Here is a 23753-nt window from a genome sequence, read left to right as displayed (position 1 = left end):
GTGCTGCTTGAGGTAGTCGAGGTACGCGCTGCCGGCGATGGCGGCGACGGTGATCGACGCGGCGTTCATCGCGGCCTGGTTCATGACGTCGTTGCCGAGGGCGTCGTGGACGACGAGCCCGGAGCGCGCGGGGGTGCCGGGCCACTTGCCGGCGGCGATGATGCCGGTGATGCCGGACATCGCCTCGCCGTTGAGGAGGGTGAGGGCGACGTCGAGGGCGCGGCGGCCGTTGACGCCGTAGGAGGTGACGGCGCCGGCGGCGGCCTTCGCGGCGAGCAGCTGGGCGTAGTGCTCGCCCGGGGTGAAGAACGGGCCAGCGGTCTGGTTGACCACCGAGTACGACGCGCCGTAGAGGTAGAGGGGCCAGCCGTCGGCGTCGGGCAGGGTGTCGGCGGCGAGGTCGTCGACGGCAGTGGTGACCGGCGCGACGGCCTGCGAGACGAGCGAGCCGACCAGCGCGGCCGACTGGTCGACGTCGACTGCGACGCCGGTGCCCGCGACGTGGGAGAGGTCGGTGTCGGCGGTGAGCTCGAAGGGGCCGCTGTTCCAGTCGCGGCGCTTGCCCTGGGCGTCGCGGTAGGCGACGTGGAGGGTGTAGCGCAGGGTGCCGTCGAGGACGTTGATGCCGGAGGAGTCGGTGGCGATCAGGGTCACGGTGAAGGTGCCGTCGTTGGCGACCGTGACGGGGGTGCGGCCGGGGAGGTGGACGGCCTGCCCGTCGAGGTCGACGAGGGCGACGTCTCCGAGGTTGGTCGAGATCGCGGCGGTGATCGCGCTGGCGCCCGTGCCGATGATCGTCTTGACGTTCCCGGTGAGCGCGTGGGACGTGGTCATCGGTTCTCCTTCTCGGTGCTGCCGCAGCGCAGGCAGACGCGCTGGGTGGGGGCGGCGTGGTGGCGCCAGGTGTACCAGCGGTGGCGGCCGGTGACGCGGCAGACGAGGGGCCCGACGAGCAGGGCGGGGACCTCGAGCGCGACCGACCAGGGATTCATGGGTCAATCGCTCAGCATGTGTCGATCGTGCCGGTTGCAGATCAACCTGACGCGGCACTCGAAGAGGGCGTCGAGCCAGCACCAGGGGTGTCGGCACACGCAGAAACGCGACGGACGCACGACTACTCGCTGCGCCCGAAGATGCCGCGCTGGCCGATGGTGGTCAGCGCGGACAGGATGAAGCCGCCTGCGGCCATGCCGCCGACAAGGCGCCAGTCGGCGTCGAGGGCGTTGACCTGGTCGGCGCCCAGGGTGAGTACGGCCGCCTGTGCCGCGGTCTTGGCGGCGCGGTCGAGGAGATCGCGGGCGTAGGTCTTCATCGCAGTGCCTTCCGTCGGGTGAACGTGACGCGGGCGCGCACGCCGCGCTTGTGGTCGGTCGGGGCGGGGTAGGTCGACGCCTCGGCCTTGGTGATCTGGCGGTCGTCGGTGGTGAGCACGCCGAGCTTGTCGATGCCGGTGCCGCGCAGCCAGCGCCAGCCGCGCACGACGAAGAAGGGCCGCTTGAGGTTGGTGTCGCCCAGCAGCACGACGATCCGGCCGGCCTTGCGGTGCTCGCGCACGATGCTGCGGATCTCGATCAGCGACGCCTTGCGCACGGCCCGGCGCCAGAGCACAGGCACCTTGGCGCCGTTCGGCACGAGGTGGGTGTTGAGCACGGCGACGTCGGGGCCGCCCGAGCGGGGTCGGAGCACGAGCTCGGTCAGGTACCGCGCGTCGTTGAACCCGGGGTAGCGGCGGGCGCGCGCACCTGTACCGGCGCCGTGCAGGCGGATGTGGCGCGCCGAGCGGCGGCGGTAGAGCCGCGGGTTGTAGAAGATCGGGTTCGGGCCGCCGCGGGTGCCGTACTGGCGCAGCTTGTGGTCGCGGGTCAGCTTGAGCATGACGGCCTTCGCCTTGGCCGACCCGATCTCGTTGGCGCCGAAGATGTCGGCGCGGTCGGCCATGAGCTCGAAGCACGTGCGCCAGTTCTTCTCGCCGACCTTGCGCGGGATGTTGGTCACGGCGAGGCGCAGTGTCATGTTCGCCGGGCCGGGGCGGATCTCCTTGGGGTCGTCGAGCCAGCGGGTCGTGTCGGCCCATGCGTCGGCGTTCTCCTCGATCGACACATGCACGTGCTTGTCGTGCGGATTGGAGCCGTAGTAGCGGCGCTTCGCCCAGCCGTAGGTGCGCGACCAGATGTGCCCGTTCCAGATCACGTACCAGACGCGGTGGTCGCCGATGGTGGCCTCGAGCAGCGCCTTGACCAGCGCGGTCTCCTCGCCGGGCTTGCCGTTGTTGTCGACGTCGATCGCACGCACGACGCCGGACCACTTGCCGGGGGCTGACCAGAGCGGGTTGTGGGACGACTTCCGGGCGGCGTGGGAGGTGTCGCCGATCCAGCCGTCGGACGCCTTGTCGCGCTTCGGCCAGCGGGCGTTGACCTCGTCGCGCAGGGCGACGAGGGACGGCGCGAGGAAGTAGCTCATTCGGTGTCTCCTGGTCGGTCGTGGCGCGAGCACGGGCAGTCATCGCAGTCGAGCCAGCGGTGGGAGTGCGCGCAGAACGGGCACGGTGCGTCGCGCGGGATGGGCGGCCCGGGCTCGGCCGCCACGGGGTCACCCGGCCAGCGCGGACGCGAGCGCGGACCCGAGGCCGCCGCCGGCGGCGGAGCAGATCCCGGCGACGAACCAGAGCTTCTGCTTGATCGCCGAGACGTCCTTCTCGAGCTCACCCACCCGGGCGCGGAGCTCGGCGCGGTCGTTTGCCTCGGCCTCGTCGGCGGCGACGAGCTTGGTGACGACCTCGGTCAGCGTGACAACCTTCTCGTAGACCTGTGCCGGCGGGATGATCACCGACCCGTCGGGAACTGGCGCCGACATCAGGCAGCCTCGTAGGAGCCGGCGATGTGCAGGGTGTCGCCGGTCGCCCAGGTGAACGGGACGTTGGTCGCGACGATCGCGCCGTCGGCGTCCATCAGCCGGATCCGCGATGCGTCGGTCACGTAGAGGAACCGGAACCGCCGCGCCGCCGCTGAGGTGTCGAAGCACACGCCCCCGCCGCCCATGCACGACGTCGACGGCAGTGCGGTCGCGACGGGCAAGGAGAAGGCGTAGCCCCCGGACCCGGTGTTCGTGGTCGACCCGATCGTGAGCGCGATCCGGAAGTGGACGAGCTGTCCGGCCTGCATGTAGGCGCCGGTCAGTGTGCCGTTCCCGATGGTCGGGTTCGTCGTGATGGCCGTCCACGACGGCGTGTAGGGGGTCCACGGGTCTCCGATGGCCTTCATGTTGTCGCGGAGCTGGGCGTTGAGCTGGGCGGCGGTGAGCACCGACCCGGCGGTCCACGTCGAGGGGGTGTTCCATGCCATGTGCGCGGCTCCGATCTACAGGGCGAGGACGTTGGTGTCGAGCAGGCCGTCGGTACCGCTGTTCAGGACGAGCACGTCGTCCTCGAGCGTGACCGGGGTCAGGTTCGGCGAGATGCGCCACTCGCCGGGTGCCATCTCCTCGGAGTAGCCCTCGACGAAGTAGTCGGCCGCGGTGGCGCTGGGCGCCTGGGCTGGGGCGTTGGTGAGTCGCACCTTCGAGCCGACGTCGAGGGAGAGGAGCGCGCCGAGGTTGATCGTGTTCAGGAAGTCGATGACCGACAGGACGGGGGCCGGCACCCGAGGCAGGGGGTCGGCGTACTTGTTGACCTGCCACGCGATCAGCTGCAGCGGCTCGTCCGGGTCGAGGGCGGACGTCTCGACGGAGTACCCGGCGTCGCCGTAGTCCTCGCGGGATGTCGGGTCGTCGTAGGTGACCTCGTCGCCGTTGGGGCCCTTCCCGGTGCCGACGTTGGCCAGTCCCTGCCGGTCGACCTTGGGCTCGTAGTTGGCCACGAGGTCGTCGGTGAACGCGACGGTGAGCGCGATGGGGGAGTGGTAGCGGGCGTTGCGGGGTGCGAGAACGAGGAACCCTTCGCGGTCGTCGTACAAGACGCCGGCCTCGGTGGTCTCGACGGAACGCATCAGGTCCTCGACCTGCCCGGAGTCCGCGGTCAGCCCGCCGAGCGTGATCGCGCTCGGGGTGGTGACGACCTCGGCGGCCGGGATGCGAGCCCAGGCGGCGTACCGAGCGAGCCGCTCGTCGGTCGTGTCGCCCGCGAGGCCGTTCAGGCCGGAGCCTGCGAGGTCGCCGATCTCCGCGGCAGACAGGACGCGGTCCCACACGGCGACGCGGCCGACGAGCGCGGAGTAGGCGGGCGCGGCGATCCGCAGCCGGTTCAGGGTGAGCGTGACGGCCGGCTCGGTCTGTGCCCCGGCGCTGGCACCGTCGAAGTAGCCGGTCGCGGTGAGGTTGGCGCCGTCGCAGGACACGGTGACTGCCATGTGGTGGATCGCGCCGTCGACCGCCGGGTCGGCCGGCCACCCGGCGCCGTAGGTGCTTCCGGTGCCGTCGTTGTAGCCGCCGCCGAGGAGGTCGATCTCGACCTCGCGGTCGGTGATGGCGCCCGACCAGGTGGTGCGGTCAACGAGGCTCGCGAGCCGGCCGTAGGTGAACACGTTCGGGTCGTTGGGGTTGGTGACCCGAACGAACAGCGACAGCGTGACGCCGCCAGGCGCGCCGGGGCCGATGGTGATCGGCGTGGGCAGGTCGGCGGCGATGGTGGGCTCGCGTTCGGCGTTGCCGTTGCCTTGCCCGATCAGGTGGACGCCGGGGCGGCCGTCGAGGTCGAACGTGGGCTCGCCGTCGGAGCCGACGCCGAAGGCAGGGGATCCGAGCGTGGCGACCATGGCGGCGGGGTCGCTGCCGGCGTCGCTCCCGAGGCTGGGGCCGGTGGCCTCGGTAAGCCGCCAGTAGTGCTCGGGTGCGAGGCCGAGGTGGACTTCGTCGACCTTGGACAGGATCGGCGTCCCGATGCCGAGGCGCGACAGCCTCGACGAGGCGGTGATCGTGGCGGTCGCGAACGACGCCGATCCGCCCGGCCATGCGACCGGCCACTCGTCGACGAGGCCGACGAAGCGGATGTACTCCGTCCCGCCCACCAGCGCCGTGACTCGGATCGGCTTCCCGATCTTCACGTTCGGGTAGTACGGCGACGCGGTGTTGCCGTGGGTGAACCGGCCGTCGGAGTTGTCGAGGGTCAGCGTCAGCGTGTTGGCGTCGGCGGTCGACACCTCATCGGAGCGGCCGTAGCCGATGCTGATCCCGTCCTGCAGCTCGACGTAGTTCGACACGTCGGTCCACACGCGTGAGGCCGCGGGGGTGAGCCATGTCGAGTCCCATGCGATCTCGACGCGGTAGGCGACGTTCGGGACAGGCATCAGGCACCGGCTGCCGAGAACTGGTAGGCCCGCCCGGTCGAGCGCTGCCCGACGACGAGGACGCGCTCGAGCTCCTTGGCGAGCTGTCGCTCGGAGCCGACGAAGCCATGCACGTGAACCGTGACGCCTCCACCGCCAGAAGCCACGACCTGCGGGGCGTTCCGGCCACGCAGCGGTACGACGGCCTCAGGCCCGGCCTCACCGATGAGCGCCAACGTGGGGCGGTTGACGATGCCGCCCTTCGCGAGGTGGGGGATGTTCGGCGGGTTGACGTGCACGTCGGGCAGAGGGCCGGGGCCCTTGATGGTGAACTCGAGGGCGGAGTTGATCTTGTCGATGCCGCTGTTCAGCAGCTTCTTGACGGCTTCCCAGACGTTGCTGGCGATGCCGGCGATGAACCCGCCGGCGTTCTTCATGCCGTTGAGGAATGCCTGCAGGAGGTTCTTGCCGGCGCTGGCGAAGGATCTGTGCAGGCCGAGGATCTTCGCCGGGATTCCCCGGATGCCCTCGACCAGGCTGGAGGCCGCGCTCCGGGCCAGCGACTTGATCCCTTCCCATGCGGCCTTGAATACGGCCTTCAGTGCGGTCCCGCCGAGCTTGAACGCGCCCTTGAGGGCCGCCCACAGCTGCCGGACCACACCGGTCAGGAGCGTCACGGCGCCGCGCAGGATCAGCTTGATCCCGTTCCACACGCCCTTCCAGTCGCCCTTCAGGAGCGCGGAGACGGTCTTGAAGATCCCGCGGATCACGGTGAACGCGCCGGACAGGATCGTCTTGAGGTTCTGGAAGGTCGAGCGCAGGAACTGGACGAGGGTGCCGCCGAAGGCGCCCCACAGCGACTGGATGATCGACACGACGTTGCGGAAGATCTCGCGGATCCCGCCCATGTTCTTCGACACGTCGCCGCGCAGCGCGCCGAGCACGGTCGACACGACAGCCTTGACGCGCTCGAAGATCGGCGGGAGCATGGTGCCGAGGTAGTCGCCGAACGCGGAGATCGCGGGCACGCCCTTGCGCAGGAACCAGTCGGCGAGCTTGGTCGCGATCGGCAGCACGGTGGCGCCGATGGTCTCCCCGGTCTCGGCGAGGACCAGCTTGAGCCGATCCATCTTGCCCTGCAGGGTGCCCGCCGCGGTCGCGGCCTGACCCTTGTGCGCGTCGGCGAGGCGCTTCATCGACTCGCGGAAGGAGATCGTCTTACCCTCGGCGTCCTTCGTCGAGATCCCGAGGCGGGTCAGCCCGGACACCTGGCCGTTCTGCGCCTTGGCCAGCGCCTTGGAGACCATCTCCAGCGACATGCCGGTGCCGGCGGAGATGTCCATGGCGAGCGAGGCGAGCTTCTGCGCCTTGCCGACATCGCCCGTGGCGACCGCCAGCTTCTCCAGCGCGGGCCGGAGCTGGTCGTCGGCGACACCGAGCGCGAGGCCCTGCTTGGAGATCCAGTCCTCGACGCCGGCGACCTGCGCCTTGGTGGCGCCGGTGCTGTTCTGCAGCGCCTTGGCGAGCCGCGCCTGTCCGGCTGCGTCCTCGGCCGCGCCCTGGGCGAGCTTGAACATCCCGACCGCGGCGGCGCCGGCTCCGGCGGCGAGGCCGAGGGCGGCGACCTTGGCCATCTTGCCGAACTTGGCCATCTTGCCGCCGGACTTGTCCGCGGAGTCGCCCACCTTGTCGATCGGCCCCGAGGCCCGGTCGCGGCCGATCAGGTCGAAGATGATGGAGGCGGTAGCCATCAGTCAGACACCTCCCGCGCTTCGTCGTTGGCGCGCCGGATCTGGCGCTGGTGGTCCTTGATCCACTCGAGGCGGGCCTCGACCTGCAGGGTCGTCATCCGCTCGAGGTCCCACGGCTTGAGGCCGAGGAGGTGCTCGAACAGGGGGCCGTAGGCTTCGACCTCCTGGACGAGCGTCAGGCTTCCCCCGGGCTCGCCTCGGCGGGCTCGTCCGTCTCGGGAGCCTCGGTGGGGGCGCAGGCGTGGCCGTCGTCAACGACCCACTCCCCGCAGCGGGGACACTCGGCTTCGAAGTCGAGCTCGTCCCAGTCCGGGACCACTGCCTCGAGGGTGAGCCGCGGCTCGTCGCGCTTGCGCAGCACCCACAGCAGTGCCCGGGTCGCGATCGCGGACTGGTTGCCCAGCCGCTCGGTGAACTCGCCCCAGGGCCAGTCGGTGGCCTTCTCGGTGGCGTAGGTGAGGTCCCAGGACGGGTTCTGCAGGTCGACGATCCAGTCTCGTCGTGACCCGCCCTCGGGGGTGTAGATGATCTTGATGCGCTGCGCCATCAGCTGTTCGCCACCTTCTGTGCGATGTCGTTGAGCACCTGCAAGACGGCGTCCTGCAGGGCGGGTGTCTGCTCCTCGAACTTCGCCATGAAGATCGAGGGCTCGACACCTTCGGTCTGGTCGACCCACGCGTTGCGGTTGCCGAACACGGGGTGTCGGAGCCGCTTGCCGGTCAGGGTGCGGATGTCGTGGCCGCGGGACTGGAACCGGAGTGAGACGCCGGCCCACTTGCCCGCCTTCGCTGTGGTGCGCGACGTCGTCCTCGACTTCATCAGCTCGGCCAGCCCGCCGCGGTTGGGCAGCGCGGCCGGGATGACTTCGACGAGCTGGCCGCGGACGTCCTTGGTTGCCCGGTTCAGGCCGGCGTACAGCTCCTTGCGCAGCGCCTTGGCGTCGGCGTGGGTGCGGATGGCCTTGACGAGCGCGTCGATGTCCTCGGCGCCGCGGATCTCGATGTCAGCCATCAGAGATCGATGAAGGTCGCCACAGCCAGACACGCGCCGGCGAGGACGACGATCCCCGCGATCTGCGCGGCACCGATCAGGAGGGCCACTAAATGGCCACGCTGTCGGCGGAGACGACCTTGACCTGGAACGGGTTCAGGGTGCCGTTGGAGTAGACCTCGAACTCGACGGTCGCCTTGACGATGTCCGGGCCGGTGACGGTCGGGGTCGCCTTCTTGATGCGGATCTCGGGGGCGATGAACTCGAGGGTGTTCTTGTCGGTCCCGGAGATCACCGAGCCCTCGAAGAGGATCTGCAGCGAGGTCGCGGTGCCGGCCTTGAACGGGTCGTAGAACTCGGTCTTGGAGTACTCAGCCTCGAAGGTGCCGGTGATCGTGGGGATCCCGTTCTCGAGCTGCTCCTTCTTCAGTCCCGCGTTGCCGAGGCCGTAGCGCTCGGTGGCCAGCGCGTTGTCGCCCTTCAGCGTCAGCTTGTTGACGACCGCGGTCACGGCGTTGCCGCCGGAGGCGGTGAGCTCGCTGGTGCCGGCGATCGTCACGCCCAGCTTCAGCGCGGTGCACTGGCTGAAGTTGAACTCCTCGGCCGCCACGTAGGACGCGGTGGCCAGTGCCGTGGCGGTCGACTCGTCCCAGCCGTCGAGGTCGAGCTTGAGCTTGGCGACCTCGTTGTCGCCGACGGAGAACTCCCAGCCGGTGCACTTGCAGCCACGGATGGTGTGGGCGCGCACGGTGTACGGCGAGACCGGCTCGGGGCGCCCGACCTGGAAGGTGGCCGACTTGCCGAGCAGGTCGCCGGTCTGGTGGACCTGCTTGTACGCCGAGCCGAGCACCAGGGTCGGGGTGGTGACGGTCGATCCGAGCGCGAGCTTCCACAGCCCGCCCATCAGGCGGGTGGCGTAGTTCAGCTCGATCGAGCCGGAGACCTGCTTGCGGGACTGGACGAGGCGGGAGCCGCGCTTGAACTTCACGCCGGCGCGCAGGCCCTCGGGCTCGATGTACGACGGGTCGAACTCGAAGCCCTCGGAGTTGAACTCGAGGAACTTGTCGACGGTCGCCTCGGTGCCGACGGGGTTCTCCAGCTTGTAGCCGAGCTGGCCGTCGAGGCCGGTTCCAGTGGTCATGGCTCAGCTCTCCTTCTTCGCGCGGGCGCGCTTGGGCTCGGGGGCCGGGAGCGGGGTCGCGTCCTCGGCGTAGGCAGACTCCGGCAGGTCGGGCAGTGCCTCGGGCTCGGCCCACAGGTGCGCCTCGTCGGTGGAGGCATCGACGTAGCCCTCGAGCGCCGGCGGCTCGACGAGCTCCCACGTGGACTTCGGCCACGCACGGTCGACGAAGTTCTCGTCGCGGACGGTCACCTCGTCGCCCGGGGCGACGGGCGGGGCGTCGGTACGGAACAGCGAGAGCGTGTCGCCGGTGACGTTGCGGACTCGGGCCATCGGGGTCTCCTCAGATCTTGGACTTGAACGCGATGTCGAACACGACCAGCGCGTAGGGGCCGGCGTCGGTCTGGTCCTGCACGAGCCGTAGCCGGGTGCCGAACCCGACCCACATCAGGCCGGGCACGAGGCCGCCGAGGTTCGGGTCGGCCCGCAGGTGGGACTCGACCGCGGCGACGATCGCGGCCGCGGCGGCACGCGCCTCGCCTTGGCCGGCGTCGCCGGGGTTGCCGCGCCACGCGAGGGCGGCGCAGGTGATGGTGCCGGCCTCGAGGCGAGACTTCGCGCCCAGGCCGTGCCACTCCTGGGCGACGTCGGCCGAGGTCGCCTCGGAGCCGTTCGGGTCCTCGACACCGACCATCAGGAAGTCACTGGCGTCCTCGGAGATCCCGAACCCGTCGTACACCTGCACGCTGGGAAGCGCCGTCGAGAGCTCGGCGACGAGGGTGTCGACGAGCGCGAAGAGGGTCGAGGTGGCCATCAGGCGAAGCCCGGCTGCATGTGCGGTGCGATCAGCTCGGCGACCCGGAACGGCATCATGTAGGCCGCGCCGGGGATCGTGTTCGCGGTGATCTCCGAAGTGGTGGCACCGGGCCGGCGCGAGGGGCCGCGCTGGGTGTCCCACAGGTGCCGCACGAGCTCCTTGACGCCCATCAACAGGTCGGCGGGCACCGCCGCCCGGCCAGCCTGGTAGACGACGACGTAGGTGCCGTCGGGTACTCCGTAGACGACGCCAGAGGGTCTGTCGAGGCTCAGGATGTCCGCGGCGAGCGCGGTTCCGCCCGACGCGGGCGTGAGGGAGGTCAGGGAGATCGCCGGCGGCGTGGCGAGGGTCAGCATGCCGTCGCGAGCGGTGGCGCGTTCGGTCACCTCGGTCGGAGCGAGCGGGCCGCACTTGGCGACGATTGCGGCCTCGGCGGCGTCGATGAAGACCTGCAGCTGGGCATCGACGTCCGCGGTGATGTTCAGGTGTGACTTCGCCTGCTCCGCCGTGAGCACGGACACGGGTCAGTCCTTGGCCTTGCGGGTCTCGGCGCCCTTGCGCGAGGCGGGCCGCTTCTCGACCTTGGGCTCGGCGAGCTTCTCCACCTGGCCCGTGGCGATCATGCCCTCGGCCACGATGTCGGGCAGGTCGACGACCTCGCCAACCTCGGGCCAGGGGCCGAGGTTGCCGTCGCCGATGCGGACGTAGCCGGTCGGACGCTCGATGATCTTCACGCGCATCGCGGGTTCTCCTGTGCTCGATGGGTCGTCCTGGTTCGGAGCGCCCTCCCACCCCGGTGGGCCATGGGGGTGGGAGGGCGACCGGATCAGGACGCCGGGGTTGCGAGGTGCTTGACGGCGTTCGGGTCGAGGGCGACGGCGCCGCGCCGGACGATCGCCCGGAACACGGTCTGGTCGTTGCCGAACCCGGCCTCGGCCGAGCGCTCGAAGCGCAGGCCGCCGGCGATCCGGACCACGAGCGCGGACCAGTCGCCGAAGTAGATCGGCTTCTTCGACGCGGCGAACGAGTCGAAGGTGGTGCCGATGAACACCGGCTTGCCGAGGACGAGGTCCGGGTCGCCCGCCACGAGGGAGGGCTGCCACACCGGCTCGCCCGTGGAGGTCTTCAGCTTGCGGACCACGGCCGCGGCCAGGTCCGACATGCCGAAGGCGCAGTTGGACGAGGCTCGGTACGGGGCGAGCACCGAGTGGAACAGGTCGACGAGGAGGTCCGAGCCCTGCCCGGCCGTCGACTGCGTCCCCAGGTTGGTGAGCACGCCCGCGGGGGTGGTGACGCCGGCCGTGGTGAACCCGGCGATCGCAGCGGCCTCCGCGGCGGCGGCGACGTTCTGGCCGAGCCGGCGCCCGGCGTTGCGGGCGATGTAGCCCTCGACGTCGAACGTGGCGTCCTGCAGGAGCTCGTTGGGGACCTCGGTCTTGAAGCCGCGCTTGGTCACGGCGAGGTCGACCGTGGTGAGCGTCGAGTCCGACTCGACGATCGGGTCGTTCGGCGCCAGGTCGGCGCCGTCGAGGTCGGCGTGGACCGTGGCCTTCGGCATCGGGATGGTGTTGCCGTCGGCGGTGGTGATGAGCTGGGCGTAGCCGAGGATCTCCGACGCAGCGACGGCGTACTCCCACAGGGTGGAGGAGACGGCGGACTTGCCGAGGCCACCGGTGCCCGACATGTCGCGGGACTCGATGGCGACGTCGTAGGAGTCGCCGGCGCGAGCCTCGCGGGCCCACTTGCCGAACGCGCCGTCGCGGGCCTCCGAGGACCCGCCGCCGCCGGCGCCGGCCGTGCGGAACGACTCCTCGAGCTCGCGGCCACGCTGCTCGCCGTCGTGGATCGCCTTGGCGCGGGCGTGGATCGTCTCGGCCTCGGCGATCATCTCGTCGAAGGAGGTCTGCTCCTCGACGGTCAGGTTGCGACCCTCGGTCACGCCGCGCTGTGCGATCTCCTGGGCCTTGTTGATGAGAGCGGCGCGGCGCTCCATCAGCTGGTCAGCGATGCTGGACATGGGTTCCTCCTTGGGGAACGAAGTGGTGATGTCGTCCCGGTGGGGGTCGCCCTGCCGGAGGGGTGTTGCGTGGTGCCGCTGACCGGGTGGGGGGACCTGCCCGGACTGCTCAGCGGAGGGATCGGAGGTGGTTCAGAGACGGATGCTCGGGTCGAGCTGCAGCGCCTTGGCGAGCGCCGCCTGCGCGGAGTTGCGGGCGGCCGGCGCGGGGCCGGCGTTGTCGGTGCGCTTGAAGAAGCGGGTCAGCTCGTTGGCCTCAGCCAGCTTGCGGACCTCCTCCAGCGGGGCGTCGAACTTCTTGGCCAGCGACCGGAGGCCGACCGAGGTGTCCTCATAGGCCGGGGTGTTGACCGGCGCCACGTCGAGCAGGCGCACCGACAGCAGGGTGCGTAGCGGGAAGCCGGAGTCGTCGGTGCCCCAGTCCTCCTCGAAGGCGATGAACGCGAACGAGGACTGGCGCACGTCGCCACGCGAGACGAGCTCGTAGACGTCCGCGCGAGCCTGGGGCATGTCGATGTCGTAGGTCAGGCCGACCTCGTCGACACCGAGGCGCAGGGTCCCGGCGCCAGTCGTGCCGAGCAGCATGTTGTCGTCGTGGTTGTAGCGCGCCACGACGCCCTGCCAGCCGTCGCCGCGGGACTTGTTGAACGCCCGGATGTCGATGCGCTCACGGAAGCCGCCCAGGTTCTGGCTCGGCCTGTCGAACTTCGCGGCATAGCCGCCGATGGTCTGCTTGTCGCTCTCACCGGCCCGGACTTCCACCCGGACCGACGTGAACCGCCGCTCTGCGTCGGTCATGGTGCTGCTCCTTCGTTGCGGTTGGTCGGCTCCGCCTTCGGTGCCGGCACGTTGTAGAAGTCGCCGCCAGGGACGGGCGACTGGTCCTCGAGGCTGCGGGCCTCATTCACCGACATCCGGCCGTCGCGGATCTTCTGGCCTGTGACCTCGGTGCGGGTCTTGATGTCGACGCGCATGTTCGCGTCCACGTTGAGCTTGATGAACTGGCGCTGGGGCAGGTAGCGCGACAGCCCTTCCTCCAGCCGGACGATGTAGGGGCGCATGTTGGCTGCCCGGTTGATCTGCCGCAGCTCCTCGGTCGAGTAGGTGAGGCTGTTCGCGGCCTGCCCGCCGACCTCGGTCGGGTCGATCCCGAACGCCGCGGCGATCTGGTTGGCCGACATCTTCAACGTCTCGACGAACTGCGCCTGGTTGGGCGGGATCGTGATGGCCGTCAGGTCCCAGTCGGAGCCGGTGACGAACGGCTCGCCCTTCGCGAAGGATGCGACCACCCGGTTCTTGATGGCCTCCGACTGCTTCGGATCCAGCGTCTTCTGGTTGTTCTTCACCTGCGCCGGCGGGAGACCCCCACCGCGCTTCAGGTCGGCGTACTCCTGCGCCGACAGACCCGCACGGATCGTGGTCGCATAGTGCTCGATCGGCGACAGGCCAAGCGTCTTGCCCGGCGGCACGATCCACGGGATGTGGATCAGGTTGGACGACCCCACCGGCTGGCCGCCGACGTACCACTGACCGGAGTGCTCGTCGTAGGACCACTTCGACCAGTGCAGCCACTGCACACGCGTGGGGTAGCCGTAGCCGTCGGTCGAGACGATCCAGCCGACCGCGTTGCCGTTGGCCAGCCCGTAGGCGGCCTGCCCGAGCCACGACACGATCCCCGGGCCACCCGGGCTGTCCGGGTCCTGCAGCAGCTGTGGCCGAGCCACCGCGGTCCGCACGGTCCCGTCCTTGCGGAAGGTGTCCACGGGCAGCGTCGCGATGTAGTCGACGATGTGACGATGCGCGGCGAACAGCGGCGCCAGCCGTGGTGCGGAGTCCTCGGTGACCGAGCCGCCGACGGTCGGGATCGACGACCACCAGGCGGAGCGTTCCTCGCTGCGCTTGCCGAACAGCAGACTCATCGCGCGAGCCTCCAGGAAGCCACGAGCGCTGCAGCGCCGAACACCAGCAGGCACAGCGGCGGCCACACCAGCCCGGCGAACGTCGCCAGCGATGCGATGCCGATCAGGTCGAGCGCGTCGGTCACCTTCATGGGAGCCCTCCTCACCCGATCGATTCCAAGGGGTCGTAGCTGTTCAGTAGGGCCTCGCGCATAGCGCAGACCGCGGCCTCGAGCATGTCGATGTCGCCCTTCGACTTCACCCGGCCGGGCACTCGCCGGCCGTCGCCGACGCTGCGCAGGCCCGCGACGGAGATCGCGAGGTCGAGCTCGGTTGTGGCCTGGTGGGTCACGGTCTTGTCACGAGCCCGGTTGACCAGGTCCGACCACGCCTCGATGTAGTCATCCAGGGACATCACGGTCGGGTTCACGCCCGCCTCACGCAGGGCGGGGATCAACGTGGCATCCGGGCACTTCTCGTCGATCGCGACCGAACACCCGTACTGGTCCTTGATCCTCTTCGCTTCTGTGACGATCCACGCGGTACCACGACGACGATCGACCGCCGACAGGTTGACCCGGTCGCCGTCGGGCCACAGGTCGGCCGACGCGATCGAGGCCCACTTGGCATTCAGCGAGACAGCGATGCCGATCGCTGACAGCGGCGGCGGCTCGGCGTCGAGGAAACAGTCGGGCCAGCCGGGCAGGACGTCGGCCGCGAGGGCGTCCGAGGACGGCCACACCGAGAGCCGCTCCCGCATGAAGCCTTCGAGGTCGGCCTGAGCCGCCTCCCACTCGTCATCGATCGTGGAGGCCAAGATGCGCGTCCCGAGCGCCGGGTTCGCCGCTGCTCGGACCGCCCAGTCCTCAGGATCGGGTGGCGTGCGGGGGTTGTCGCTGCCCTCGGGCGTCCACTCCGCCCACGCGAGCCGAGCAACCTTGCCGGACCTGCCGCGATCGCGGACGCCGGTGAAGATCGCCGAGTCGTTCTCGTCCGAGGGCACCGTCCCGGCGAAGATCAACTGGCGGCGGGCGCCCTGCGCCGAGGTGGCGTACATCATCGCCCGGAACGCCAACGCCGAAAGCTCCTGAGCCTCGTCGAAGATGATCCGCCGGGGCGAGAAGCCGCGACCCGACGACTTCGAGCGGGCCAGAAAGATCAGGCGGGAGCCGTCGCGCAGCTCGATGATGTGCGTGCCCGTCAGGCCGCCGTTCCAGGTGACGACCTCGGCCTTGAGGTCCGGGTTGGCCTCGATCAGCGACTTGACCCGCGCCCACGCCTCATCGGAGGTCTTGAGCTCGTGCGCGGTCCACAGTGTCGTGTTCTTGCGACCCGGCAGGCGTTCCTCGCCGTAGAGGTAGGTCTCGAACAGCGACCAGATCGCGATGGCTTCCAGCCAGCCGCCCTTGCCGTTCTGCCGGGCGATGAGCGCACCGACCTCGGAGGCCGACAACTCGCCACCGATCGAGGCCAGCGTGATCAGGGTCAGCGTGACCTGGAACGGGTCGAGCTCCTGGCCGCACGAGGCGATCAGGTCGACCGCGTCGCGCGCGTCGTCCTCGCTATCGAACCTCGGACGAAGCAGGACCCGAGGCTCCTGCTTGCCGCGCCGCACGGCGCGCCGCGAGCTGGTCACGAGTCGACCCCTCCTTCGGCTTGGCGAGCGCGTCGATCTCAGCCAGGACCATCCGGTGCTCGCGGATCAGCGCCGGCAACTCGCGCGGCTCGGCCTCGCTCATCGCCGCTTCGAGAAGGTCGCGATCCACGGCCAGGCGAGCGGCACGATCAGGCTCAGTCACGACCACGACCCCCGGGAACTCCGACTCCGAAAAAAACGATCGACTGCTGGGGTCATTCGGCCCCCGCGCTCAAAGAACGCGGCGCCTCACGCTGCTCGTTGTCGCGGCGAGGAGGTGGCGCCTACGCCCGCCGTCGGCTCGGTTGCAGTAGCGATGCGCGGGCCCGAGGATCACGGTGCCGCTGTCGTCGTGGGCGATGTCGACGGGCTGGTCGGGCGCGATGGTCCGGTCGTCCATGAGGCAGGCGGGCTGGTGGCACTCGAGCCACTGCCCTCGGGCTTGTGCTTGCCGTGCTGCCTTGTACGCCGCCCGGTACTCGGGGGTGGCGTACCTGGGGTCAGGCATATGGGCTACCCCCGGGAACGGCGAACGCCCCGGGCCTGTTGGCTCTCGGGGCGTCTGGGTCGGGAGACACTTCTCCCGTGTGACCTAGTGTGCCGTGCTGGTCCGACGGTTGCAAGGCTGGTGTCGGCGTGGCGCGTCGTGAGTCAGGCCGCGTCCTCCTCGTGGTTCTCGATCTTGATGTGCTCGGCGAGGAGCGGGATGTTCTCGATGTCCCAGGTCTCGCGGCATTCGATGCACATGGCGCTGACGTCGTTGGCGCCGTCGATGCGGATGCGCAGGCTGCCGCGGGTGGCGCAGAGTGGGCAGGTGTTGTTGGGCTTCCAGGCTGCGGTGTCCCAGCCGGAGACGATGCGGGCTTGGGTCCACCAGCGGCGGATGTCGCGCTCGATGGCGTGGCGGGCGCAGCAGTCCGGGCGTGGGTTGCTGCCGCAGGTCTCGGTGGAGGGCAGGAGGCTGCCGAGGTAGCGGACGCAGTGCTTGGTGTCGCCGGGGTCGTCTTCGCCGAGGTCGCGTACCCAGCGGGCGGCTTCGATGTCGATGCGGGCCCAGGTGTCGAGTGCCTCGATGGAGGCGGCTGGGCGGGAGGTGTAGCCGCTGCGGGTGTGGTCGCTGCCGGTGAGGGGTGTGGCGTGCTGGAGTTGGTCGAGGAGTGCGGGGGCGTGGACGAGGTGGCGTTGGGTGTAGGAGGTGCCGCCGGCTTCGTAGGTGTAGGGCTCGGCGTGGTGGTGGGGTCGGGTCAGCTGGGCGACCATGTCGGTGATGGCGGGGCGGTTGGTCATGCGCTGGCCCTTCGCTTGGTGATGGTGTTGATGACGGCTTGGGGGTGGCGGCCGTCGGCGAGCATCCCGTCGATCGTGTTGAGCTCGGTGTCGTCGAGGGGGTCGAGGGTGTCGATGAGGTGGTCGTAGCTGTCCTCGGTGAGGCAGCCGTCGTCGTCGTACTGCCAGGGGTCCGCTGGGCGGGGTGCGCCGGCCGGGCGTGCCCCCGCTGGGCTTCCAGCGGAATGATGGATGGATGGACCTGATCGCGGCCCTGATGCATGACCTGATGGGGTCCGATTCACAAGACCCTTCACGGCCTGTGAATCGGACCCTTGGTGTCCGATCATCGGACCCTTGGCCTGTGAATCGGACCCTTCACTAGCCACAAGGGATAGTCCTGTCGGACCCTTAAGGGTCCGATCATCGGTCTCCTTGTGGATAACGTCGGATTGGATCGGACCCTTGTGCAAACGGGTCGGCGTATGAATCGAGTAGACGTTCGCGATGCCCTTCCCGAACTGGTTGCCACCCTGCTCGGTCATTCGGATCCAGCCGCGCTCCTGGAGCACGCCGAGCGCCGCGATCACGGTCGATCGCGCTAGGCCGGTGTCCTCGACGAGTCGCTTCGTGCCCGGGTGGGCGTTGAGCATGTTCTTGTCGGTGTAGGTCGCGAGGATGACCAGCACCTTGAACTCCGCCGGCGTCAGGTCGGCGCCGCGGAGATCCTTCATCCAGTCGAGCTTGCTGCGTCTCGCCACGCGGGTGACCTCCTTGGCGAGGGGTACGGCGCCCCCGACCCGGACGCGGGTGTCGGGCCGGGGGCGAGGGGGCATCAGACCTTGAGCCGGTCCTCGAGGGTGAGGACGTAGTCCTTCATCCACGCGATCCCCAGCGACAGGGCGCGCTCGTACTCCCCGCAGGGCAGGTCGTCGTACATGTGGCCGCCGCCCCAGCGGCAATCGCGAGACCAGGGTGCGTGATCCGCGGCCACCTCCTCGATGTGGGCGGCGACGTGGCGCCCTAGCGACGGCGCTTGCGTCCTGTCGAGGATGAAGTCGACGAGGTAGGTCAGCTCGGTCTCGAGGGGCGCCGGGTCGGCCGCCTTGGTCTCGGGCTTAATCTCGGTCTTGGTCGCGGTGGTGGTGTCGGTCAGGCTGTCGGTCGTGGTGAGGGAGAGGTCCATCAGCTGGCCTCCTTCTGCTCGCGGAGGCGACGGAGCCGCTCGTTGCGGGCGGCGTCGGCCTCGTCCCGCAGTTGTGCCTTTCGGCGGATCGTCTCGGCGTCGATCTTGTTCCTGCCGACGGCCGCGTTCGCGGTCGGGTCGGCGCCTGTGAAACCCTTGGTCATGCGGTTGCCCTTCTCGGGTGATCGTGTTCAGTGCGCGGCGAGGGATGTCGTTCTTGGCGGGATGAATCCCTCGCCGCGTGCGTTGGTGGGGTGAGCGCGCGGGGCGCTCACTGGGCCTCCGCGAAGACCTCGTCGAGCCAGGCCAGCACCTGAGACTCTTTCCAGCAGAGCCGTTTTCCGATCTTCACTGCGCGGGGCCCTACGTACTGGGGCGGATCGGCCTTGGAGAGCTGGTGGTAATACCTGAGGGTGTTCTCCGGGATCGAGGTCATCTCGGAGACCTCCTTGATGTGCAGGATGCGGTCTGCCCGGCATGCCGCGGCAGCCGACGAGGGAAATCCAGCGGCTGTCATAACAACCTCCTGATGATCGTGGTCAACACCATGTAGGTTGCCATGCCCATGGAGAATCCGCAACCACCATGTAGGCAACCGCCAACATTTCGTTGTATCGTCACGTCATGAGTGCTAGTGATTACTCACGAGAAGAGGTCTTCGCGGCCTCCGTGCGCCGGGAACGGGAGTCTCGTGGCTGGACGCAGACGGACCTAGCCCGAAGAATGAAAGAGCGGGGGTTCCCGTTTCACCAGCAGACGATTCAGCGGATCGAAGAGGGCAGCCGGTCGGTCCGGCTCGACGAGGCTTTCGCGATGGCGGAAATCCTCGAGAAACGGGTTGAGGAGATGACCTGGGACCGCGAGGCGATCCGCCGGAACGCGGCTCGTAGGGCGATCTGGGCGGGGCTGCCGACAAACATTGTCGATCGCGTGATGAAAGAGTTCCTGACTGAGATCGAGATCCTCGAAGCCATCGTCGAGACTGGGTTCGACGATGCCTTGGGGATGGAGGCGCCCACGGGGATCTACTGCGGCCTTGAGCTCATCAAACGTGGGCTCGAGCGCACTGACGCCATCACGGATCAGTTCTACAAGGAGGCTGAGTCCTACGCGCAGGCACTCAGGGAACTGGGCGAACTGCCGGTTGACGAGGCTGAAGAAGAAGCTGCGATCGAAGAGGACTTCCAGTCGCCAGCCGAGAAGCGCGTCCGAGACCTGCTAGAGAAGCATGGGTCGAGCATTCCGAAATCGGTCAGCAGGATGTCTCTTGCCGACCTCGCGCGGACCTTCGCGGGCGAGTCCGATGGCTAGCATCCAGAAGCGCGAGAACGGCCGCTGGCGAGCGCGTTACCGCGACGAGAGCGGCAGGGAGCACGCCCGCCACTTCGACCGCAAGCTCGACGCGCAGCGCTGGCTCGACGACGAGACGGCCGGTCTGGTGCGCGGCGACTGGATCGACCCCCGCCACGGCAAGATCACCTTCGCCGACTGGTTCGCCGACTGGTCCGGTCGACAGGTGTGGGCCGACGGGACCTTCGAGGCAGCACAGCAGGCCGCGGCGTCGGTGACCTTCGGGGCGTTGCCGATGCGGAAGATCCTCCGCTCGCACGTCGAGGCGTGGGTGAAGCAGATGAGCTCGACGCTCGCCCCGACCACTACGAAGATGCGCTACAACTACGTCCACATGGCCTTCCGGGCCGCGGTTCGGGACAAGGTGATCCGGGAGGCGCCCTCCGAGGGGGTCGCGCTGCCGAAGGTTGCCAAGGTCGAGGTCACGATGATGATCCCGACCGCCGAGCAGGTGGCGAGGGCGCGCGACACGTGTCCCGACCCGGCGTTCGTGGGCTTCGTCGCGGTGTGCGCCTACGCCGGCCTCCGGCTGGGCGAGGCGGCCGGGCTCCAGGTCGGTGACGTCGACTTCCTGCGCCGGGAGATCCGAGTCCGCCGGCAGGTGCAGGGGCAGACCCGAGCGACCACCAAGGTGGTGCCACCCAAGGCGGGGTCGGCGCGGACCATCCCTGTCGCAGACGAGCTCATCGAGCTGCTGTCCAGGCACGTCGGCGAGGTCGGCGTCTGGGGCGAGGAGGGTTGGCTGTTCGGAGTCGGGGTCCTGCTCAACCGGAACTCGGCCGGCCACCTGTGGCGCCAGACGCGCGAGCCGCTGGGCATGGAGGCGTTCACGCTCCACGACTTGCGCCACTTCTACGCCTCCGGGCTGATCGCGGCCGGCTGCGATGTCGTGACCGTGCAGCACGCGCTCGGGCACTCGTCGCCGACGATCACGCTCGACACCTACTCGCACCTGTGGCCGAAGGCCGAGGAGCGGACGCGGGCCGCGGCGGCGTCTCTGTGGGTTCCTGCGGACTCTGTGCGGACTACGGGCACCGACTGAGCGTCTGACCTGCGGCGTCAGCGGTAGTTGGTGAACTGCACTGCGAAGTCGTAGTCCTGCGACTTGACCAGCGCGATCACGGCCTGGAGGTCGTCGCGCTTCTTCGACGACACCCGCAGCTCGTCGCCCTGGATCTGCGCCTTGACGCCCTTGGGGCCCTCGTCGCGGATGAGCTTGGAGATCTTCTTGGCGTCCTCGGAGCTGATCCCCTCCTTGAGGGTGATCGAGATCTTCGACACCTGGCCGGACTGGCGCGGCTCGGAGGCGTCGAGGATCTTCAGCGACTGGTTGCGCTTGATCAGCTTGTCCTGGAAGACGCTCAGCACGGCGTTCGCGCGGTCGTCGGCGGACGCGCTGATCTCGATCGCGTGCTCGCCCTTCCACTCGATCGAGGCACCCGTGCCCTTGAAGTCGAACCGGGTCGCGATCTCGCGTGCAGTCTGGCCGAGCGCGTTGTCGACCTCCTGCCGGTCGATCTTGCTGACGATGTCGAAGGAGGAGTCGGCCATGGGTTCGTTCACCTTCGGGGCGTTGGGGTTTTCGGCTGGACGGTGCTGCTGCGCTATTGTTTCGCGTCGTCGTGATGCTTCCAACACTGGGGGCCGGACGACAGCCCGGCAGGTTGCCCGAGCGGCCAAAGGGAGCTGACTGTAAATCAGCCGGCATTGCCTACAGTGGTTCGAATCCACTACCTGCCACGGCACAGAAAACCGCCCCCGACCTGCGCAGACAGCAGGGCGGGGGCGGTTTGGCTTTCGAGCCGAGTGCTACCCACGTGCTACAGAATCCGAGCGCCACACCAGCGGACCGTCGGCGTACCGTGGACCGCATGGTCCGCGCCCGCGCTCTCGCCTTGATCGTCGTCCTCGTCGGTGGGGCAGCCGCACTCCTGGTCGCCCTCACGCGCCCCACCGGCGACGACACGCCGCCACCCGACCCGGCCGCGGCGTACACCGAGGCGGAGAAGGCGTGGGCGGAGGGGTGGTGCGCCAGTAGCCTGGGTGACGACGACGGGGTGGACCTCTACCAGAAGGACGGGCCCCGGCCAGCCGGGTTTGACGCCTGCGTCCGCGAGCAGCTGCCCGCCGCCGCCGACGGCATCCGAGAGGCGAAGGTCTTCCCCGAGGTCGATGAGGCTGTGGACGCCCTCGAGGCGTGGTGCATCTACTCCGCCCCACCGTTCATCGCCAACGATCCCGAGAGGTCCTGGGAGGCTCTCGAGGAGTGCATGATCGACGTCTTCGGAGTCGAGGGCTACGTCAGTCTGGGGAACCGCGAGGGGTGAGGTGTCGGACCCTCGCCGTACCTTCCGCTCCCGTGCTGACCGTCCGCGACCACATGGCCATCCGTCTCGCCGCCGCGTCCTACCGGTACGCCGGCGCGCGGGAGTCCGACGTCCGTCACCAGTTGGGCTGGTCGATGCCGGTGTTCGCCCGCCACGTCAACGTGCTGCTCGACCGGCCGGCCGCCCTGGCTGCGTACCCCGTCGAGGTGAAGCGGCTGCGGCGGATCCGGGACGCTCGGCGACGGGTCCGGGCGGCGTGAACAGCGATCACTCACCCGTATCCTGCGGGTGTTGGGGATTTCTGCGGCCTTCTGCGCTTGACTACGATGGTGGTGAACGCTAAGGCCGTGTACGGGAGCGAGGTGATGGCCATGCGAGCGAACGACGTCGCGGACGTCATCATCGAACAGCTGGGATCGGCGCCGACGTCGATGCAACTCCAGAAGCTTCTCTACTACAGCCAGGCGTGGCACCTCGCCATCACTGGGCACCCGCTGTTCGACGAGGAATGCCAAGCTTGGGAGAACGGTCCTGTCGTGTACGAAGTGTGGCGGGAGCGCAGGCCGTTCAGCAGCCGGGTCCCGCGGGGCCGGACGGATGTCCGCTTGACGAAGACGGCCGCGGGCATCGTTGAGCTGGTATGTGCGGCCTACGGCAGCATGTCGGGCGACCAGCTTTCCGCGCTAACCCACGAGGAAGCGCCGTGGAGCGAGGCTCGCGCTGGCGTGCCCGCTCACCACGGAAGCAACAAGGCGATCAGCCGCGCCTCGATGGCGACTTTCTACCGCGAGCACCGCCGTCTGGGAGGTCGCACTGCGGAGGATCTGGCCGCCGCTGGTGTGTTCGTGGCCTCGCCCCGGGTGGCGAATGACGACTTCGATATCGATGCGCTTCTCGGTGAACTCGATCCCACACTCCAGGCATCGATCCCGCTGGACCAGATCAAGGTGAACGCGGAGGCGCTACCGCCCGAACTCTCGTTCGACGGCATCGTCACTACTCGAGTTGATCTGCGCGACGCAGACGACTGCTAGTCCTCGCGCGAGCTAGAGCAGACCGTTGTCAGGTGTTACGACTCACGTCGTCGTGTTCGACGTGAACATCTACTTGAACGTCGCCGAGTTGATTGGCCCGCCCTTCACCTGGCAAAAGCTGCAGGCGTCCGCCGCGACGCTCGCGTCGGAGCCGGTGCCGCACGAAGACCCCCGCTGTGACAGTTTGAGAGCGATCGCGGCCTGCTCGACCGGCCGGTTCGCGGGCAAGCATCCTCTCCACGTGTGGACCGGGGCGCACATCGACGCCTTGGTCAGATTCAAGGCGCAGCAGCCCTGTGACCCCGCGCTCTACCCCGAGGATCGCGGTCTGGGGTGGAGCGCTGACGACGCTCAGACATTGGTCGATGAACTCGTCTGGGGCGTCGTTCGCCGGTCAACGGGCGGATCCGTCGGCGACATCTTCCCCGACGGCAATCCTCCGCTCTCCCACGAGGACGGCGTGGTGTACGGAACTGCCAAGCAATCGGCGGACGGAGACGTGGTCTGCGAGCGCTACTGCGTGACTCACGACCGCGACTTCCTCAGCGCCGACCTGCCTTCCTACCCGCGACGGCTCACGGCTGCGACCTTCGTCGCGTTGGTCAGGGCGGCCCGTGCCAAGATCGCGACGCAGGCGTACCTCCAGAATCGACAACCACCGCGGTAGTCGGCTGACCCGTACCTGCGACGGCCCTAGACTGAGTGTGGGCCCCTTCGTCGGTCCCGGGGGAGCCCCACGCTCCCGGGGTTTCGCGTTCGGACCGCGTCCCACATCGGTCCGTCCGTGTGGCGGAGGGGCCCTCCTCCCGAACCGCCAGCTGTTCATCCTGCCACCCGGGCTGGGCGCCTGGAATGCGCGGAATCGTGCTGTTGACACCCCGGCCTGCACGGCGCGGCGCTAGTCTCCCGTGCGAGCTCCCTCCGTCGGCGTCGCCTGAGTCGGGCCACCCCACATCGCCCGATCGGGTGTCTGTCGCCAGTCCCACAGTGCGACAGCCACGTCTCCGCGGCGCCGGCGGAGGGTCCCTCCCGAGGCCGTTGACAGTACGCCCCGCTGCCCGCGATGAGAAGCACCAACCTGTGATGTCTAGACGTGCTACCTG

32 protein-coding genes and 1 tRNA gene are annotated in these 23753 nt (G+C 69.0%); 7 read left to right on the top strand and 26 right to left on the bottom strand.

Features of this window, described 5'->3' with window-relative positions:
- The 25 genes from NOCJ54_RS0121455 to NOCJ54_RS0121320 all read right to left on the bottom strand — a co-directional run.
- On the bottom strand, positions 1–834 hold an 834-nt coding region (locus NOCJ54_RS0121455; protein ID WP_028657111.1), incomplete at its 3' end, for a hypothetical protein.
- Positions 831–992, bottom strand: coding sequence for a hypothetical protein (locus NOCJ54_RS29685; protein WP_157514999.1), 162 nt, complete (start codon positions 990–992; stop codon positions 831–833). The genes NOCJ54_RS0121455 and NOCJ54_RS29685, both read right to left, overlap by 4 nt.
- Positions 993–1114: 122 nt before the next feature.
- Complete coding sequence (locus NOCJ54_RS29680; protein WP_051486253.1) at positions 1115–1312, bottom strand: holin; 198 nt, start codon at positions 1310–1312, stop codon at positions 1115–1117.
- Positions 1309–2460 (bottom strand): hypothetical protein, encoded by a 1152-nt coding sequence (locus NOCJ54_RS28720; protein WP_051486252.1) that lies wholly within the window; start codon positions 2458–2460, stop codon positions 1309–1311. Before NOCJ54_RS28720 ends, NOCJ54_RS29680 begins: the two co-directional genes overlap by 4 nt.
- A gap of 129 nt (positions 2461–2589) precedes the next feature.
- Positions 2590–2853, bottom strand: a complete 264-nt coding sequence (locus NOCJ54_RS0121435) for a hypothetical protein (protein WP_157514998.1) — start codon at positions 2851–2853, stop codon at positions 2590–2592.
- Positions 2853–3341 (bottom strand): hypothetical protein, encoded by a 489-nt coding sequence (locus tag NOCJ54_RS28715; RefSeq protein ID WP_051486251.1) that lies wholly within the window; start codon positions 3339–3341, stop codon positions 2853–2855. The genes NOCJ54_RS0121435 and NOCJ54_RS28715 overlap by 1 nt, the downstream gene beginning before the upstream one ends.
- A 15-nt stretch (positions 3342–3356) precedes the next feature.
- The gene (locus NOCJ54_RS0121425; protein ID WP_028657109.1) at positions 3357–5279 is read right to left on the bottom strand and encodes a LamG-like jellyroll fold domain-containing protein; all 1923 of its coding nucleotides are present in this window, start codon (positions 5277–5279) and stop codon (positions 3357–3359) included.
- On the bottom strand, positions 5279–7009 hold the full coding sequence (locus NOCJ54_RS0121420) for a phage tail protein (RefSeq protein WP_028657108.1): 1731 nt from the start codon (positions 7007–7009) through the stop codon (positions 5279–5281). Before NOCJ54_RS0121420 ends, NOCJ54_RS0121425 begins: the two co-directional genes overlap by 1 nt.
- 175 nt (positions 7010–7184) lie before the next feature.
- Complete coding sequence (locus tag NOCJ54_RS0121410) at positions 7185–7556, bottom strand: hypothetical protein (protein ID WP_028657107.1); 372 nt, start codon at positions 7554–7556, stop codon at positions 7185–7187.
- On the bottom strand, positions 7556–8020 hold the full coding sequence (locus NOCJ54_RS0121405) for a hypothetical protein (RefSeq protein WP_028657106.1): 465 nt from the start codon (positions 8018–8020) through the stop codon (positions 7556–7558). Before NOCJ54_RS0121405 ends, NOCJ54_RS0121410 begins: the two co-directional genes overlap by 1 nt.
- Before the next feature lie 88 nt (positions 8021–8108).
- On the bottom strand, positions 8109–9140 hold the full coding sequence (locus NOCJ54_RS0121395; RefSeq protein ID WP_028657105.1) for a phage tail tube protein: 1032 nt from the start codon (positions 9138–9140) through the stop codon (positions 8109–8111).
- 3 nt (positions 9141–9143) lie between these two features.
- Positions 9144–9452 carry a hypothetical protein gene (locus tag NOCJ54_RS0121390; protein WP_028657104.1) on the bottom strand — a complete coding sequence of 103 codons (309 nt, stop codon included), beginning with the start codon at positions 9450–9452 and terminating at the stop codon, positions 9144–9146.
- Positions 9453–9462: 10 nt separating this feature from the next.
- Entirely contained in the window at positions 9463–9933 is a 471-nt protein-coding gene (locus NOCJ54_RS29675) for a hypothetical protein (RefSeq protein WP_028657103.1), read from the bottom strand.
- Positions 9933–10457 (bottom strand): phage gp6-like head-tail connector protein, encoded by a 525-nt coding sequence (locus NOCJ54_RS0121380; protein ID WP_028657102.1) that lies wholly within the window; start codon positions 10455–10457, stop codon positions 9933–9935. Before NOCJ54_RS0121380 ends, NOCJ54_RS29675 begins: the two co-directional genes overlap by 1 nt.
- Positions 10458–10460: 3 nt before the next feature.
- Positions 10461–10676: a hypothetical protein gene (locus tag NOCJ54_RS0121375; protein WP_028657101.1), complete on the bottom strand. Its 216-nt coding sequence runs from the start codon at positions 10674–10676 to the stop codon at positions 10461–10463.
- Positions 10677–10762: 86 nt separating this feature from the next.
- The gene (locus NOCJ54_RS28710; RefSeq protein WP_028657100.1) at positions 10763–11953 is read right to left on the bottom strand and encodes a phage major capsid protein; all 1191 of its coding nucleotides are present in this window, start codon (positions 11951–11953) and stop codon (positions 10763–10765) included.
- 132 nt (positions 11954–12085) lie between these two features.
- Positions 12086–12751, bottom strand: a complete 666-nt coding sequence (locus NOCJ54_RS27520; RefSeq protein ID WP_051486250.1) for an HK97 family phage prohead protease — start codon at positions 12749–12751, stop codon at positions 12086–12088.
- Positions 12748–13872: a phage portal protein gene (locus NOCJ54_RS0121360; RefSeq protein ID WP_028657099.1), complete on the bottom strand. Its 1125-nt coding sequence runs from the start codon at positions 13870–13872 to the stop codon at positions 12748–12750. The genes NOCJ54_RS27520 and NOCJ54_RS0121360 overlap by 4 nt, the downstream gene beginning before the upstream one ends.
- Positions 13869–14003, bottom strand: a complete 135-nt coding sequence (locus NOCJ54_RS30580; RefSeq protein WP_269634588.1) for a hypothetical protein — start codon at positions 14001–14003, stop codon at positions 13869–13871. Before NOCJ54_RS30580 ends, NOCJ54_RS0121360 begins: the two co-directional genes overlap by 4 nt.
- An 11-nt stretch (positions 14004–14014) precedes the next feature.
- A complete protein-coding gene (locus NOCJ54_RS0121350; RefSeq protein ID WP_028657098.1) occupies positions 14015–15487 on the bottom strand; it encodes a hypothetical protein in 1473 nt (490 codons plus the stop codon).
- Positions 15488–16138: 651 nt separating this feature from the next.
- Complete coding sequence (locus NOCJ54_RS0121340) at positions 16139–16774, bottom strand: DUF7341 domain-containing protein (RefSeq protein ID WP_028657096.1); 636 nt, start codon at positions 16772–16774, stop codon at positions 16139–16141.
- On the bottom strand, positions 16771–17514 hold the full coding sequence (locus NOCJ54_RS0121335) for a helix-turn-helix domain-containing protein (protein ID WP_198020300.1): 744 nt from the start codon (positions 17512–17514) through the stop codon (positions 16771–16773). The genes NOCJ54_RS0121340 and NOCJ54_RS0121335 overlap by 4 nt, the downstream gene beginning before the upstream one ends.
- 74 nt (positions 17515–17588) lie before the next feature.
- Positions 17589–17939: a hypothetical protein gene (locus NOCJ54_RS0121330; protein WP_028657094.1), complete on the bottom strand. Its 351-nt coding sequence runs from the start codon at positions 17937–17939 to the stop codon at positions 17589–17591.
- The gene (locus NOCJ54_RS29670) at positions 17939–18103 is read right to left on the bottom strand and encodes a hypothetical protein (RefSeq protein WP_157514997.1); all 165 of its coding nucleotides are present in this window, start codon (positions 18101–18103) and stop codon (positions 17939–17941) included. The genes NOCJ54_RS0121330 and NOCJ54_RS29670 overlap by 1 nt, the downstream gene beginning before the upstream one ends.
- 107 nt (positions 18104–18210) lie before the next feature.
- Entirely contained in the window at positions 18211–18456 is a 246-nt protein-coding gene (locus tag NOCJ54_RS0121320) for a helix-turn-helix transcriptional regulator (RefSeq protein ID WP_028657093.1), read from the bottom strand.
- A 107-nt stretch (positions 18457–18563) separates the two neighbouring features.
- On the opposite strand from NOCJ54_RS0121320, the gene NOCJ54_RS0121315 reads away from it, so the two are divergent.
- Both NOCJ54_RS0121315 and NOCJ54_RS0121310 read left to right on the top strand, forming a co-directional pair.
- Complete coding sequence (locus NOCJ54_RS0121315) at positions 18564–19250, top strand: helix-turn-helix transcriptional regulator (protein ID WP_084255577.1); 687 nt, start codon at positions 18564–18566, stop codon at positions 19248–19250.
- The gene (locus NOCJ54_RS0121310; protein ID WP_028657091.1) at positions 19243–20331 is read left to right on the top strand and encodes a tyrosine-type recombinase/integrase; all 1089 of its coding nucleotides are present in this window, start codon (positions 19243–19245) and stop codon (positions 20329–20331) included. The genes NOCJ54_RS0121315 and NOCJ54_RS0121310 overlap by 8 nt, the downstream gene beginning before the upstream one ends.
- 17 nt (positions 20332–20348) lie before the next feature.
- Here NOCJ54_RS0121310 and NOCJ54_RS0121305 read toward each other — a convergent pair whose 3' ends face one another.
- Positions 20349–20840 (bottom strand): YajQ family cyclic di-GMP-binding protein, encoded by a 492-nt coding sequence (locus tag NOCJ54_RS0121305; protein WP_028657090.1) that lies wholly within the window; start codon positions 20838–20840, stop codon positions 20349–20351.
- Positions 20841–20947: 107 nt separating this feature from the next.
- On the opposite strand from NOCJ54_RS0121305, the gene NOCJ54_RS0121300 reads away from it, so the two are divergent.
- The 5 genes from NOCJ54_RS0121300 (at position 20948) to NOCJ54_RS28700 (ending at position 23317) form a co-directional block, all read left to right on the top strand.
- Positions 20948–21029, top strand: a tRNA-Tyr gene (locus NOCJ54_RS0121300).
- Positions 21030–21160: 131 nt separating this feature from the next.
- Positions 21161–21616: a hypothetical protein gene (locus NOCJ54_RS0121295; protein ID WP_157514996.1), complete on the top strand. Its 456-nt coding sequence runs from the start codon at positions 21161–21163 to the stop codon at positions 21614–21616.
- Between the two features lie 32 nt (positions 21617–21648).
- On the top strand, positions 21649–21876 hold the full coding sequence (locus NOCJ54_RS27515; protein WP_051486249.1) for a DUF3263 domain-containing protein: 228 nt from the start codon (positions 21649–21651) through the stop codon (positions 21874–21876).
- Between the two features lie 111 nt (positions 21877–21987).
- On the top strand, positions 21988–22650 hold the full coding sequence (locus NOCJ54_RS28705; RefSeq protein ID WP_198020299.1) for a Panacea domain-containing protein: 663 nt from the start codon (positions 21988–21990) through the stop codon (positions 22648–22650).
- A 52-nt stretch (positions 22651–22702) separates the two neighbouring features.
- Positions 22703–23317, top strand: coding sequence for a hypothetical protein (locus NOCJ54_RS28700; protein ID WP_051486247.1), 615 nt, complete (start codon positions 22703–22705; stop codon positions 23315–23317).
- The last annotated feature ends 436 nt before the right edge of the window (positions 23318–23753 follow it).

The organism is Nocardioides sp. J54 (genome assembly GCF_000519005.1).
Taxonomy (GTDB): Bacteria; Actinomycetota; Actinomycetes; order Propionibacteriales; family Nocardioidaceae; genus Nocardioides.
This window is presented reverse-complemented; position numbering and strand designations above follow the sequence as displayed.

What these genes read in the sequence shown, in the direction of transcription:
- NOCJ54_RS29670 (WP_157514997.1), bottom strand. Translation starts at nt 18,103, where the DNA reads ATGACCAAGGGTTTCACAGGCGCCGACCCGACCGCGAACGCGGCCGTC.
- NOCJ54_RS27520 (WP_051486250.1), bottom strand. Translation starts at nt 12,751, where the DNA reads ATGACCGACGCAGAGCGGCGGTTCACGTCGGTCCGGGTGGAAGTCCGG.
- NOCJ54_RS0121310 (WP_028657091.1), top strand. Translation starts at nt 19,243, where the DNA reads ATGGCTAGCATCCAGAAGCGCGAGAACGGCCGCTGGCGAGCGCGTTAC.
- NOCJ54_RS0121425 (WP_028657109.1), bottom strand. Translation starts at nt 5,279, where the DNA reads ATGCCTGTCCCGAACGTCGCCTACCGCGTCGAGATCGCATGGGACTCG.
- NOCJ54_RS28710 (WP_028657100.1), bottom strand. Translation starts at nt 11,953, where the DNA reads ATGTCCAGCATCGCTGACCAGCTGATGGAGCGCCGCGCCGCTCTCATC.
- NOCJ54_RS0121390 (WP_028657104.1), bottom strand. Translation starts at nt 9,452, where the DNA reads ATGGCCCGAGTCCGCAACGTCACCGGCGACACGCTCTCGCTGTTCCGT.
- NOCJ54_RS0121375 (WP_028657101.1), bottom strand. Translation starts at nt 10,676, where the DNA reads ATGCGCGTGAAGATCATCGAGCGTCCGACCGGCTACGTCCGCATCGGC.
- NOCJ54_RS0121395 (WP_028657105.1), bottom strand. Translation starts at nt 9,140, where the DNA reads ATGACCACTGGAACCGGCCTCGACGGCCAGCTCGGCTACAAGCTGGAG.
- NOCJ54_RS0121410 (WP_028657107.1), bottom strand. Translation starts at nt 7,556, where the DNA reads ATGGCGCAGCGCATCAAGATCATCTACACCCCCGAGGGCGGGTCACGA.
- NOCJ54_RS30580 (WP_269634588.1), bottom strand. Translation starts at nt 14,003, where the DNA reads ATGAAGGTGACCGACGCGCTCGACCTGATCGGCATCGCATCGCTGGCG.
- NOCJ54_RS29685 (WP_157514999.1), bottom strand. Translation starts at nt 992, where the DNA reads ATGAATCCCTGGTCGGTCGCGCTCGAGGTCCCCGCCCTGCTCGTCGGG.
- NOCJ54_RS0121420 (WP_028657108.1), bottom strand. Translation starts at nt 7,009, where the DNA reads ATGGCTACCGCCTCCATCATCTTCGACCTGATCGGCCGCGACCGGGCC.
- NOCJ54_RS0121340 (WP_028657096.1), bottom strand. Translation starts at nt 16,774, where the DNA reads ATGACCAACCGCCCCGCCATCACCGACATGGTCGCCCAGCTGACCCGA.
- NOCJ54_RS28720 (WP_051486252.1), bottom strand. Translation starts at nt 2,460, where the DNA reads ATGAGCTACTTCCTCGCGCCGTCCCTCGTCGCCCTGCGCGACGAGGTC.
- NOCJ54_RS0121435 (WP_157514998.1), bottom strand. Translation starts at nt 2,853, where the DNA reads ATGTCGGCGCCAGTTCCCGACGGGTCGGTGATCATCCCGCCGGCACAG.
- NOCJ54_RS28715 (WP_051486251.1), bottom strand. Translation starts at nt 3,341, where the DNA reads ATGGCATGGAACACCCCCTCGACGTGGACCGCCGGGTCGGTGCTCACC.
- NOCJ54_RS0121405 (WP_028657106.1), bottom strand. Translation starts at nt 8,020, where the DNA reads ATGGCTGACATCGAGATCCGCGGCGCCGAGGACATCGACGCGCTCGTC.
- NOCJ54_RS0121315 (WP_084255577.1), top strand. Translation starts at nt 18,564, where the DNA reads ATGAGTGCTAGTGATTACTCACGAGAAGAGGTCTTCGCGGCCTCCGTG.
- NOCJ54_RS28705 (WP_198020299.1), top strand. Translation starts at nt 21,988, where the DNA reads ATGCGAGCGAACGACGTCGCGGACGTCATCATCGAACAGCTGGGATCG.
- NOCJ54_RS0121360 (WP_028657099.1), bottom strand. Translation starts at nt 13,872, where the DNA reads ATGAGTCTGCTGTTCGGCAAGCGCAGCGAGGAACGCTCCGCCTGGTGG.
- NOCJ54_RS29675 (WP_028657103.1), bottom strand. Translation starts at nt 9,933, where the DNA reads ATGGCCACCTCGACCCTCTTCGCGCTCGTCGACACCCTCGTCGCCGAG.
- NOCJ54_RS0121330 (WP_028657094.1), bottom strand. Translation starts at nt 17,939, where the DNA reads ATGGACCTCTCCCTCACCACGACCGACAGCCTGACCGACACCACCACC.
- NOCJ54_RS29680 (WP_051486253.1), bottom strand. Translation starts at nt 1,312, where the DNA reads ATGAAGACCTACGCCCGCGATCTCCTCGACCGCGCCGCCAAGACCGCG.
- NOCJ54_RS0121295 (WP_157514996.1), top strand. Translation starts at nt 21,161, where the DNA reads ATGGTCCGCGCCCGCGCTCTCGCCTTGATCGTCGTCCTCGTCGGTGGG.
- NOCJ54_RS0121305 (WP_028657090.1), bottom strand. Translation starts at nt 20,840, where the DNA reads ATGGCCGACTCCTCCTTCGACATCGTCAGCAAGATCGACCGGCAGGAG.
- NOCJ54_RS0121320 (WP_028657093.1), bottom strand. Translation starts at nt 18,456, where the DNA reads ATGACAGCCGCTGGATTTCCCTCGTCGGCTGCCGCGGCATGCCGGGCA.